The organism is Prevotella bivia DSM 20514, assembly GCF_000262545.1.
Taxonomy (GTDB): Bacteria; Bacteroidota; Bacteroidia; order Bacteroidales; family Bacteroidaceae; genus Prevotella; species Prevotella bivia.
The window spans coordinates 155,125-166,952 of the sequence record NZ_JH660659.1 but is presented as its reverse complement, the minus strand read 5'-3'; the positions used below and the strand labels follow the sequence as shown (position 1 = coordinate 166,952).

The 11,828-nt window shown below is 37.1% G+C and carries 10 protein-coding genes and 1 pseudogene; 6 read left to right on the top strand and 5 right to left on the bottom strand.

Annotated features, from left to right (window positions below; translation table 11 throughout):
- Window positions 1-138 precede the first annotated feature (138 nt).
- Window positions 139-1,439: pseudogene (locus tag PREBIDRAFT_RS01355) on the bottom strand (IS1380 family transposase).
- A gap of 219 nt (window positions 1,440-1,658) precedes the next feature.
- Between PREBIDRAFT_RS01355 and PREBIDRAFT_RS01350 the strand changes: the two are divergent.
- Complete coding sequence (locus PREBIDRAFT_RS01350) at window positions 1,659-2,588, top strand: hypothetical protein (protein ID WP_004336647.1); 930 nt, start codon at window positions 1,659-1,661, stop codon at window positions 2,586-2,588.
- Complete coding sequence (locus tag PREBIDRAFT_RS01345) at window positions 2,576-3,031, top strand: YqaA family protein (protein WP_004336643.1); 456 nt, start codon at window positions 2,576-2,578, stop codon at window positions 3,029-3,031. The genes PREBIDRAFT_RS01350 and PREBIDRAFT_RS01345 overlap by 13 nt, the downstream gene beginning before the upstream one ends.
- A gap of 93 nt (window positions 3,032-3,124) precedes the next feature.
- Here the strand turns inward: PREBIDRAFT_RS01345 and PREBIDRAFT_RS01340 are convergent, their stop codons facing one another.
- Window positions 3,125-4,063, bottom strand: coding sequence for a ribose-phosphate pyrophosphokinase (locus PREBIDRAFT_RS01340; protein ID WP_004336640.1), 939 nt, complete (start codon window positions 4,061-4,063; stop codon window positions 3,125-3,127).
- 463 nt (window positions 4,064-4,526) lie between these two features.
- On the opposite strand from PREBIDRAFT_RS01340, the gene nspC reads away from it, so the two are divergent.
- The 4 genes from nspC (at window position 4,527) to PREBIDRAFT_RS01315 (ending at window position 7,944) form a co-directional block, all read left to right on the top strand.
- Entirely contained in the window at window positions 4,527-5,693 is a 1,167-nt protein-coding gene (gene nspC, locus PREBIDRAFT_RS01330) for a carboxynorspermidine decarboxylase (protein WP_004336638.1), read from the top strand.
- Between the two features lie 55 nt (window positions 5,694-5,748).
- Window positions 5,749-6,453, top strand: coding sequence for a DnaJ domain-containing protein (locus PREBIDRAFT_RS01325; RefSeq protein WP_004336636.1), 705 nt, complete (start codon window positions 5,749-5,751; stop codon window positions 6,451-6,453).
- A gap of 131 nt (window positions 6,454-6,584) precedes the next feature.
- Window positions 6,585-7,256, top strand: coding sequence for a DUF4230 domain-containing protein (locus PREBIDRAFT_RS01320; RefSeq protein WP_004336633.1), 672 nt, complete (start codon window positions 6,585-6,587; stop codon window positions 7,254-7,256).
- 7 nt (window positions 7,257-7,263) lie between these two features.
- Window positions 7,264-7,944, top strand: a complete 681-nt coding sequence (locus tag PREBIDRAFT_RS01315) for a DUF4230 domain-containing protein (protein WP_004336630.1) — start codon at window positions 7,264-7,266, stop codon at window positions 7,942-7,944.
- 690 nt (window positions 7,945-8,634) lie between these two features.
- On the opposite strand, the gene PREBIDRAFT_RS01310 is transcribed toward PREBIDRAFT_RS01315, so the two are convergent.
- The 3 genes from PREBIDRAFT_RS01310 to PREBIDRAFT_RS01300 are packed head-to-tail and all read right to left on the bottom strand — an operon-like array spanning window position 8,635 to window position 11,737.
- Complete coding sequence (locus PREBIDRAFT_RS01310) at window positions 8,635-8,832, bottom strand: hypothetical protein (protein WP_004336627.1); 198 nt, start codon at window positions 8,830-8,832, stop codon at window positions 8,635-8,637.
- A gap of 13 nt (window positions 8,833-8,845) precedes the next feature.
- Window positions 8,846-9,610: a YaaA family protein gene (locus tag PREBIDRAFT_RS01305; protein ID WP_004336625.1), complete on the bottom strand. Its 765-nt coding sequence runs from the start codon at window positions 9,608-9,610 to the stop codon at window positions 8,846-8,848.
- 9 nt (window positions 9,611-9,619) lie between these two features.
- Window positions 9,620-11,737: a prolyl oligopeptidase family serine peptidase gene (locus tag PREBIDRAFT_RS01300; RefSeq protein ID WP_004336623.1), complete on the bottom strand. Its 2,118-nt coding sequence runs from the start codon at window positions 11,735-11,737 to the stop codon at window positions 9,620-9,622.
- Window positions 11,738-11,828 lie beyond the last annotated feature (91 nt).

Genomic DNA, 11,828 nt, shown 5'->3' with positions numbered 1-11,828 from the left:
AAAATTTTATATGTTGAGGTGTCTTTTTGGGACTCTATATGTTGATATGAGGTGCTTCGGTGTTTCTTGTTTTTTTTCTAAGCATAAAATCCCCCACCCAAACCAATGGGGAATATTAAAACCACAAAGAAATACTGTTTATTCAAGGAAGACTTCTGAGTAGTAGGTTTTATTTGTATACAGGTTCAGAACGTTCTGCCTTCCCGTTCTCACCCATTTTGCTGGCACGCTGACAAAATGGAGGATAAAGGCTTTCAGCCTGCTTGTCTTTTTCAATGGCTTGACCTTTTCGCTGATATGACGGACGAGATAGAGATAGAAGTTCTTCAGCATGGCGGTAACCATCATGAAACCATGTTCTCAGCCATAAAGGAAAATGGAAGATGTGACCAGCCGAAGTCATTGTTCTGTATGTCGAAGTTCTTTTCACCCGCTCCACGTTCATTATAAAACGTAATGATGTCCTTCTCGGTAGACACCCAGTCGTTGGTGAGGATACAGCGGTATGTGTATATTACTCCGAACATATCCGTCTGCTCACTGCCATCCTTGCCTTTCAAAGGACTACGCTGTACGACGAGCCTGTATGACTTTCCTTCTATCAAGCTGTCTATGCTGATGGATGTGACATCGCATTTCTCATAGCCAACCTCAACGTCTTTCCATTCCTTCAACTGTTGGAAATTCTCGTAGCGACTGCCGCAGTTGGCAGCACGAATGTAGAACGTGTTGCAGCGCTGCTCTACGGTTTGGATGATTTCCTTTGAGAACGACCCGCAGTCAGCACGGAAACGCTCTATTACCACACCAAGTTCTGAGGTTACACGGTCCATAATGCGACGGAGCGTGTCCTCCTGATGGAATTTCACATTGGTGTTTCCGTCACGGTTCTCACCTCCGACTATGATTCCCCCAATGGAAGCCCAACCAGGAAAATAGCCAAGGTCCTGCTTATAAGAATACTTAGCATCGAACTTGTGGGCTGGAACGAACTGGTGGTCAAAGTCCAGGTCAACATGGCTGCCCACCTTTATAAGCCCCATTCTCCGTATCATCCGTAATAGTAAGGTGTTCAGCTTCTCTGCCGTGTTGAAACTGTAAGACTTGCCGGAGATTTCGCTCTTGTAAATAATGTTCTCTTCAGCAAGCTCCTTCAGTCCGCGCCCAACTGTGTCGGCACCGGGTAACAGCGTATCAGGTCTCTGCTTGAACTGCCCTATAAGTGCATTGATGTCCTCAAGGCATTCTCCACCACAAAGGTAGCTGAAGAAGAGAGAGCCGAAAATACTTCCATGGCTGAATGCCTTGCCGCTACTTCCACGTTTGCCCAATACGGATTCGGTAAGTTTTTCAAAGCCCAACTTTGAGAAAACGTCCATAATGTGATAAATTCCACCGAAAGAAGTGATATTCTCGTTTTTAATTGCTACCTTTGTCATGTCAGATATTTGCTTACTTGTTATGTTTACAGCACCAAGATAGGTGAAATTTCTGACATATCCAAGTGTTTTGAGAACTTTGTTTCTCAGGCACTTGGAGTTCTTACAAGAATTTATGCTGCGGAATTAAGGTATAAATAAAATATCTTTATAAGAGTAGATAAAAGAAGCTAAAGCTGGAAGAAGTATGCTATGTTCTTTTAACTCTTGAAAATTGAAATGCAGAAGAAACGTATTCAGAATAAAATATCAGAAAGTAGATGGACCACATCGTTTGTGTTGCCCATCTCATTTCTCGTGTGGACACTAGCTGCGTATCGTAACATAACTGTAATTTTACCAACAGTATGTATGCTACTATCTACCTTTTTAATGATGCGTTTGAATCATAATAATGGGCTTATTCGTATTTATAGTCGTATGGTGTCATGCTCGTTCCTTGTACTTGCAACGCTTGATGCCACACGCTTTACCTCTCTTTCACAAGCCATTGTGATGCTAGGTGGAGTAGGTTTCTTCACCTCTGCTTTTATGGCTTATCAAAAATCGGTATCTCCAGGTTATATCTTCTATGCCTTTCTTTGTGTTGGTATTTCTAGCATAATATGGACACAAGTTATTTTTTTCTTACCCATTTTATGGATAATAATGTCTGCAAACCTCTTAGCAATGAGTGGACGTAACTTCGTGGCTTCAATCCTCGGGTTGCTTGCTCCTTATTGGTTCTTATTGATATATTTAGGGATAACAAATAATCTAAAGTGGTTTGTAGCTCATTTTAACAAATTACTTGAATTCACTCAGCCTTTCAACTTTTCTGCTATCCCTATACATCAAGCCCTATCTCTTGGTTTCATCATCCTTTGCAGCATTATAGGCATTGTGCATTATCTTCGCCAACGTCGCAATGACAGCATCCGAACACGTCTTTTCTGTCAAGCCTTTATAAATGGAGATATTGCTGCTATTGTCTTTCTATTGCTACAGCCACAGCACGCCAACTATATTCAAAGCATCCTTATTGTATGTACAGCTCCACTCCTAGGACATTTCTGTGCGCTCACTAAAACACGTTTTACAAATTGGATTTTCTGTACACTTGGGATTAGTTGTATCATTATTACCTTATACAATATATGGATTTTCTAATACCTATTCTCCTCCAATATGGTTATTGGGGGATGCTTATCTCTGCTTTTCTCGCCGCTAGTATTTTCCCTTTCAGTAGCGAAATTGTTATGTTAGGATTATTTGCAGCTGGTCTCGATCCTATTGTTTTAATCATTTATGGTAGCATTGGCAATGTTGGTGGAAGTATGTTTAACTATGGCATAGGTCGGCTAGGAAAACTAGAATGGATAGAGAAATACCTTCATGTAAAACCAGAAAACATTCAGAAAACAGAAAAATTTATGGAAGGTAAAGGTGCTTGGATAGGAGGTCTGCTTTCTTGTGTTCCTATTATTGGCGATGGTTTTACGATTGTGCTAGGCTATACTCGTGCTAATCTTCTTGTATCTTTTGTGAGCATCACTATCAGTAAAGTTGTGCGATACGCAATATTAGTATATAGTGCGGGAATGTTTAAATAAAAAAAACAACTGCTTAAATCTATCATTAAGCAGCCGTTTTTTTATTTTTTATGCTAAGCACAACGCTTATAAAAATACCTTACAGTTTCCTATTTACACAAGGTATTGATTAGAAATACTCTCATTATTAACCACGCGTCTGATAGTCTCAGCAAACATATCAGCAACAGATATCTGCTTTACTTTCGAACTACGGTTGGTATATGGAATAGAATCGGTAAATACCATTTCTTCTAGGGAAGAAGCTTCTACACGCTCGGTAGCAGGGCCAGACATTACACAGTGTGATGCAATAGCACGAACACTCTTAGCACCAGCTTCTTTCATAATATCAGCAGCTTTGGTAATTGTGCCAGCTGTATCTACCATATCATCAACGATAATTACATGCTTATCCTTTACATCACCAATGATCTGCATAGTAGCAATAACATTCGCACGAGCACGAGTCTTATTACATAATACCAATGGACAACCTAAATACTTAGCGTATGTATTAGCACGCTTTGAACCACCTACATCAGGACTAGCTATAACTAACTCGTCAAGCTTTAATCCTTGAACATAAGGAAGCAAAACACCACTAGCATAAAGGTGATCAACAGGAACATTAAAGAAGCCTTGGATCTGATCGGCATGAAGATCCATAGTGATCAAACGGTCGATACCAGCTACACTTAACAAGTCGGCTACCAGCTTTGCACCAATGCTTACACGTGGTTTGTCCTTTCTGTCTTGACGAGCCCAACCAAAATAAGGCACAACTGCAATAATATGACGAGCTGAAGCACGCTTAGCTGCATCAATCATTAGCAAAAGTTCCATTAAGTTATCAGAATTAGGGAAAGTACTCTGCACCAAAAACACATCCTTACCACGAATACTTTGCTCGTATGAAACTACAAACTCACCATCTGAGAAGCGAGTCATTACCAAATTACCCAATGGGCAACCTAAGCTAGCACAAATTTTCTCTGCAAGGTATCTCGTTTTTGTACCAGAGAATACCAAAAAAGAGTTGTTCTCACTCATTTTTTATCTGTATTAATAATATGTAAAAAGATTTGTTTCTGAATTATTTTCTCACCATAACACAAGCTGAAAACAAATTCATTCTCATTGCACAAACGTGGGAGAGAAAAGACTTTTATCCCAGCTTTGACAAGATTTCGATAATAAGATTCTGCTATAATATATTGGTAAGAAAGCTTAGACAATATTGTGTTTAAAAACTCATATAAAGAGGGAAGAAGAGCCAGCTTTGAGAAAAGGATATGTTTGCGACCTTTCTCAAAGAAAAACCTAATGATCCGATCTTCTTCCACATTGCTTGTGGGTTTAGTCTTTACGACTAGCTTCATGCTTAAATGATTTATTTTGCAAAAACACAAATCAAGGCAATATTTTTTACTTTAATATTGCCAGGTATCGTCTTTCTTTATGCAAAGGTAGCTATATTTTCCTAAATCTACAAATAAATGATTATTTTTGCAGTATGAAGACAGATCCAAAAAACTATAAGGAACTTACACAACCCGTGTACGTACTTGAAGAAGACAGATTGCGTAAGAATTTATCACTAATTGCTAATGTTGCTAAAAAAGCCAATGTTGAAATAATATTAGCCTTTAAAGCTTACGCACTGTGGAAGACCTTTCCTATTTTTAAAGAATATATCAGCGCAACTACAGCCTCATCATTGAGTGAAGCACATTTAGGATACGAAGAGTTTGGTACACCGTGTCATACTTTTTCTCCAGCTTATACAGATTATGAATTTGAAGAGATTGCAAAATATTCTTCGCATCTTACCTTTAATTCTCTAACACAATACGATCGTTATCACTTAAAGGCTAGACAATATAATAAAGCACTTAGTTTGGGGCTTCGTGTCAATCCTGAATATTCTGAAGTTGGCACATTATTATATAATCCATGTTCGCCAGGTACACGTTTCGGCATCTTAGCAGAAAAACTACCAGAAATATTACCTGAAGATGTTGATGGATTTCACGTTCATTGCCATTGCGAGAGTGGTAGTGATGTATTTGAGCGCACTTTAGTTCATATTGAAGAGAAATTTGCAAAATGGTTTCCACAGCTAAAATGGATTAACTTTGGCGGTGGGCATCTTATGACACGTGCCGATTATGACATCGACAAGCTAATCCAAATACTACAGCATTTCCACAGTCGCTATCCTTGGCTTAAAGTTATCCTAGAACCAGGTAGTGCTTTTGGTTGGCAGACAGGGTCTCTTGTTTCACAAGTAGTAGATATTGTAGAATACAGAGGTTATCGCACAGCAATCTTAAATGTTAGCTTTACGGCACACATGCCCGATTGTTTAGAAATGCCATACCACCCAACAGTGCGTGGTGCAGAAACATTAGAAAATGGTGGTGAAACAACCGAACCCACCACCTACCGTTTAGGCGGAAATAGCTGTCTTAGTGGTGACTGGATGGGGAATTGGAGGTTTGACCATAAACTTCAAATAGGGGAGAATATCATTTTTGAAGATATGCTCCATTATACTACGGTTAAAACCAATACTTTTAATGGTATTTCACATCCTGCCATAGCATTACTTCATAGCAATAACGAGTTAGAAATGCTTCGCGAATATAGTTATGAAGATTATCGAGTAAGAATGGACTAAATGGCACATCTTTTGCTAACTCCTCTTATAGGTTAAGACTTATAAGAAGATTATTATGGCATTTATAGACTATTATAAAATACTAGGTGTAGATAAAAATATACCGCAAAAAGATGTTAGAGCTGCTTATCGCAAACGTGCTAAGCAGTTCCACCCAGACCTTCATCCTAACGATGCTAAGGCAAAGGCTAAATTTCAGGCATTGAATGAGGCTTACGAAGTTATCAGTGATCCTCAAAAACGTGCACAATACGACCAGTATGGACAACAGTGGAAAGAAGCAGGAGGATTTGCTAATGGTGCAGGGGAGAATAGTGGTTTCAATGGTGCAGGGGGATTTGGTAATCCTTTCGCTAATTTTGATTTTAGCTCATTTGGTAGTGGCAATGGTGGCTTTAGTAGCTTCTTCCAAGATCTTTTTGGACGAGGCGGAGGCAGACAATGCTATAACGCATCTAGCTTTAATGGTTCAAATGGGAATACAGATAATGGCAATGTAGAACAGCAAGTAAACATAGATATGTTTACAGCTCTCTTAGGCGGTGAAGTTATTATCCGTCTTCCTAACGGAAAGAAGGCTAAACTCAAGATAAAAGAATCCACACAAAACGGTACTAAGGTACGACTACGTGGAAAAGGTAGAGATATGGGTAATGGTGTTCTAGGTGATTTTATTATCACTTATCATGTAAAACTACCCGAAAACCTCACTGCCCATCAAAAGGATTTGATATTAAGGGTAAAAACAGAAAAAGTATAATAAAATTATAATGAAGAGTATGGTTACCTAATTAAAGGAAAGCATACTCTTTTTTATTTATCTTATCTAAAAGAATAAAGCATTATCTTAGTTTTCTTTGTATCTTTGCTTCACAAATAAAATATTGATATATGCAAAAAGTTATATTATACATTTTTCTGATTGCGTTTGCATTTTCCGCTTGTACTAATAACAAAGATACTGTTCCTAAAGCGGCACTAGAAAAAATAGATACTATCCCTATGCTAATAACCCAAGTGCAGCAATGTTCCAAGCTCTATACTTCAGAATATCATATTCATAAGATCGTAACCCACGATGATAAAATGAAGCTTACAGGTTCGTTTTTAAAGCAAGATATTGATATAAATCTCCCTCTAGGTGAGCGGAGAATAGCTATTCCGCTTGATGCAATCATAAAGGTATATGTTGATATGAGTGAGTTTAGCCAAAAGAACATCAGAAAAGAAGGCGATAAAATAACTATCATCTTGCCTGATCCCAAAATCGTATTATCATCAACAAAGATCAACCATTCAGAGATAAAAGAATATGTAGCCTTTACGCGTCGAAATTTTAGTGATGCCGAACTTACAAATTACGAAGTACAAGGCAGAAAACAAGTGCTAGATGCTATTCCGCAAATGAATATTATTCCCAATGCCCAGCGCAGTACGGCACGGCAACTTGTCCCTATGCTTACAGCTCTAGGTTATAAGGAAGAGAATATTACGATAACTTTCCGAAAACCTTTTACTCTGCACGACTTTCCACATTTGATTGAAAAAATAGCTAAAGGATAAACATATAATGGAAGAAATACATAGCAACAGCACAAAGCCCATAGGGAAAAATAAGCAAACAGACAGCTACACACAAAGGCTAAAGACTAGTGGCTGCCTAAAAAGCATTATAGTGATAGTCATAGTTTTTGTACTGATATATTTTGGTAGTGCCTACCTTATATCAACAGTTCTTGGCGACCGTAAAATGGTAATAAGTGTTGATAATCGTATTGATATTACTCCTGCTCAAATACAAAAGATACAAGACATAGGGCAATGGGAATTTCTATCTATAAACGATGAAGAAATAGTAGACACGGTGAGTAAAGGTTTTTTCTCTGATAGCGAATTAGTGAGAATATACTATGGTACGCTTCGCCTTGGCATTGACCTTCATAAAGCTGTTCCTAGATGGCTTCATGTGGAAGATGATACTGTAGTTGTAGCAACGTTACCTGCTATCCAACTTCTTGATAAAAACTTTATCGACGAGGCACGCTCACGCTCATTCTTTGAGTCGGGTACATGGAAGGCAGCCGATAGAGATCACCTATATAATAAGGCATATAAAAAGATGCTGAAACGATGTTATACCCTAGAGAACATAAAGATAGCTGAAGAAAATGCTAAACAACAGTTTGGACAGTTTATCAGATCGATGGGCTATAAACATGTTAGAATAGAATTTCAATCGAAGCCGAAATAAAAGTGTTTTAGTGTTTTTGGAAATTAAGTAAAGTAAACTATTTTTACCTACATAAATATGGTATATCAGTAAAAGTATATATAGGATATACCGCTGATTAACAACGACTTAAAGACACAAACCTAAAAGGTTATCTTTTACATCATAAAAGGTCATCTTTTACATGGCAACAGATGACCTTTTTCTCCTCAATACATCACCTTTTACAATTAAAAAGATGATGTATAGGGGTGTTGTTAAATATTTTCTAGGAACCAACAAAATATTATTAATCTTGGAAACGAGTTTTTTAGTTATTGCACCCTAATCTAATCTACACTCTATATACTTATTATGTGATAATTCAAAGATAACGAAAAGGGCTAATATCTCGTGAGAAGTATCAGCCCTAATTTTATATAACAAGCAAACGGATTTGATATAAATCAATTTGAATAATTTGATTATTTTAACACAAAATAATTGGAATGAAAATTTAAGTTGTATATCTTTGCAATGTGTTTTTCATGGTATTAGATTATTAAGGTTAGGAATTTTACTTGTCGGGAGACAAGAAATTCCAGGCTCCAATCGATGGATTGGAGCTTTTATTTTTATAACACGTTATAATGAAATTTTAAATTATACTGACTACTGTACTAAGCTCAACAATTTATACAAATGTATTCATTATTTTGAGTCGTTCACTACTTATAATTTACCTATTTCTATAAGAAGCTCTGCTACATCTTCAGGCTCGTTAAACATCATTCCTTCTTCAAGTTCTTCATCAGATAACTCAGCTAAAAGCTCTTTTGCTTCTAGCTCTGTCATAAATGTTTCGCCTTTTGCATTCTTTCTTTTTAAAAGAATTGCTATAATCTGTTGTCTATAATCTTGTAAAGTCATATTAATCTTTCTATTACTGATTTAAAATAAAATGTGGATGATCGGCATCACCATAACGATCTTTATATTCAAAGCCATCATACCTAAATGATAATAGCTCGGAGGGATTAGTTATCTTATTCTTTATGATATAACTAGTCATTGCTCCTCGGCAACTCTTAGCATACATACTCACAGCCTTTAGTTTAGTACCTTGATCCACCATAAATAAAGGTTGAATAACATGAACTTCTTTTAGTATTCGCTTCCAATCGAAAAGATGCTGAAATTCTGCTGTTGCTAGATGCACCAAAATACCATCGTCGTTCTTAACTGCATGTATCAAAATATCTGTAAGAAAAGGCTTCCAATAGGCAAATATATTTTGCTCATTGGTTGCATTCAAAACTATTTTACCTTCTAAACGATAAGGGTGAATATCGTCTAATGGGCGCAGTAGCCCATAAAGGAAACTTGAGATGAAGAGATGATCGTTTGCATACCGAAAATCCTCATCTGTAAAATTCTGTGCTTTCAAACATTTGTAAGCCTGACCATAATATGCTAAGATAGCAGGGAGATAAGCATTTGTATTTAGAAAATCTTGATAACGAAGTTTATTCTCAAGTGCTATTTTAGTACTACAACCTAACTTCTGAGCCAATTCTTCTACAGAATAATTGCTAAGTTCAAGTGCAAAGGATTGAGCTTGGTCAAAGAATTTAGGATGGGTATGCGTAGGAACAGCGAGACTTGTCTCGCTGTTCATAATTTTAGCAGACGCTAAGAGTATTTGCATTTTTATATTTTAATACTTTAATCCCATGTTATAAAGGATGAAACTATAAATATCAGCTTGTTCTTCTAGTTGCTTTGACAATGGTTTTCCGCCTCCATGTCCAGCTTTAGTATCAATACGAATGAGAGTAGGAGATTTGCCTGCATTGTATGCTTGCAAAGTAGCAGCAAACTTAAATGAATGAGCAGGAACAACACGGTCGTCATGATCGGCAGTAGTTACCAACGTAGCTGGATATTGGATACCTTTCTTCAAGTTATGAAGCGGTGAATAACTCTTTAGATAGGAGAACATATCCTTAGAGTCGGCACTTGTACCATAGTCAGAAGCCCAGTTCCAACCTATAGTAAACTTATGGTATCTTAGCATATCCATTACACCAACTTGTGGGATACATACTTTGTAAAGATCAGGACGCTGGGTCATACAAGCTCCGATGAGCAAACCACCATTCGATCCTCCTTGAATAGCAAGGAAATCTTTACTAGTATATTTTTCTTTTATAAGATATTCAGCGGCAGAAATGAAATCATCAAAAACATTCTGCTTGTTCATTTTCGTACCTGCTAAGTGCCAAGCTTCACCAAACTCATTGCCACCACGTAAACATGCCATAGCATAAATACCCCCATTCTCAATAAATGGTAAACGAACAGAAGAGAAAGAAGGGGTAAGAGATATACCGAAACCACCATAAGCATAAAGCAAAAGAGGATTTTTACCATTACGCTTCAACCCTTTCTTATAGGTTAAAAATACAGGAACTTTTGTGCCATCTTTACTTGTAATATATACTTGCTCGCTTACAAATTTATTCTTGTCAAACTTTACTTTTGGAGAAGTATATGTTGTACTAGTATTCGTGTTTACATTATATTGATAAACGCTTGTTGGCTCTGTGAAAGAGGTAAACGAATAAAATACTTCTGGACGTTCGTAATTACCTGTAAAGCTAGCACTACCAACAGTAGGGAGCTTAATTTCCTTCAGTTGCTTTCCATCAATTGAATATAGATAAGAATGACTATAGGCATCTTGCATATAGGTTAGGATTAGCTTTCCATCAACAAAAGCTACGTCCTCGAGTACATTACTATTTGCAGGAATAACTGTTTTCCAATCAGCTTTGCTTGGGTGATGAATATCAGTAACAACGAGCTTGTTAGTTGGTGCTTTTTCGTTTGTCAAGATATAAATTTTATCACCAATGGTTTTTATAGGATTACACTGCGCTTCCAAGTTAGCATTCAGCTGAATAAATTGGCTACCTTCTTGCTTTAAATCTCTAACATAGAGTCCATTACCTTGCCCAGCTCCACTCTCTATCAAAAACATCATTGTTTCGTCTTCATTCACACCTAATGTATAAAAACGCATTGGCTGTTCTGGGTTTTGATAGAAAAGAATATCTTCCGACTGTGGTGTTCCTATCTTGTGATAGTATATCTTCTGAACAGAATTTACGTTGCTTAGCTCGTTGCCTGGTGAAGGAGCATCGTAAGCAGAATAATAAAAACCATCTCCTAACCATGCTGCATTAGAAAACTTAGCCCACTTAATATGATCGTTAAGGAGCTTACCAGAGTTTGTGTCAATTACATAAAATTCTTGCCAATCACTTCCACTTCGAGAGATAGCATAAGCAGCATATTTTCCATTGTTAGAGAAACTTATACTCTTCAGCGCGACAGTACCATCAGTAGACAATTTGTTGGGATCAAGGAATATTTGTGCTTTCTTTTCGTCGCCTAACCTATTCATAACATAGAGTACACTTTGATTTTGCAAGCCATTGTTACGATAGAAATACCACTTTTGTGTATGCTTGTTATACCATGGTGCTGAATACTTCTCATAGTTAGCTAACTCCTTCATACGATTAAGTAGCTTAGCACGAAAAGGTATTTTAGAAAGATAATCAGTGGTGATTTTGTTCTCTGCTTTCACCCATGCAAGAGTAGCTTGAGCAGTATCGCTTTCTAATGGTCGATAAGGATCACTGACTTCTATGCCAAAGTACTTGTCTACCGTATTATCAGAGGGTGGGGTAGGATAAATAATGTTCTGTGCCATAGTGATAGTTGGAGAAGCTAATAGCATCATACCAATAAGAGTTTTCTTTTTCATAATCTAATGTTTTACAATTGTGCAGTAAAAATAAAAAAAATATGCTTAACATCAAAATATCATGGGAGATATTTGTAGTGTTAAGCATAAG

Bases quoted from the DNA above. Each gene is read 5' to 3' on its own strand.
- PREBIDRAFT_RS01325 (WP_004336636.1), top strand. From the start codon at position 5,749: ATGGCATTTATAGACTATTATAAAATACTAGGTGTAGATAAAAATATA.
- PREBIDRAFT_RS01350 (WP_004336647.1), top strand. From the start codon at position 1,659: ATGCAGAAGAAACGTATTCAGAATAAAATATCAGAAAGTAGATGGACC.
- PREBIDRAFT_RS01305 (WP_004336625.1), bottom strand. From the start codon at position 9,610: ATGCAAATACTCTTAGCGTCTGCTAAAATTATGAACAGCGAGACAAGT.
- PREBIDRAFT_RS01300 (WP_004336623.1), bottom strand. From the start codon at position 11,737: ATGAAAAAGAAAACTCTTATTGGTATGATGCTATTAGCTTCTCCAACT.
- PREBIDRAFT_RS01320 (WP_004336633.1), top strand. From the start codon at position 6,585: ATGCAAAAAGTTATATTATACATTTTTCTGATTGCGTTTGCATTTTCC.
- PREBIDRAFT_RS01315 (WP_004336630.1), top strand. From the start codon at position 7,264: ATGGAAGAAATACATAGCAACAGCACAAAGCCCATAGGGAAAAATAAG.
- PREBIDRAFT_RS01345 (WP_004336643.1), top strand. From the start codon at position 2,576: ATGGATTTTCTAATACCTATTCTCCTCCAATATGGTTATTGGGGGATG.
- PREBIDRAFT_RS01340 (WP_004336640.1), bottom strand. From the start codon at position 4,063: ATGAGTGAGAACAACTCTTTTTTGGTATTCTCTGGTACAAAAACGAGA.
- PREBIDRAFT_RS01310 (WP_004336627.1), bottom strand. From the start codon at position 8,832: ATGACTTTACAAGATTATAGACAACAGATTATAGCAATTCTTTTAAAA.
- nspC (WP_004336638.1), top strand. From the start codon at position 4,527: ATGAAGACAGATCCAAAAAACTATAAGGAACTTACACAACCCGTGTAC.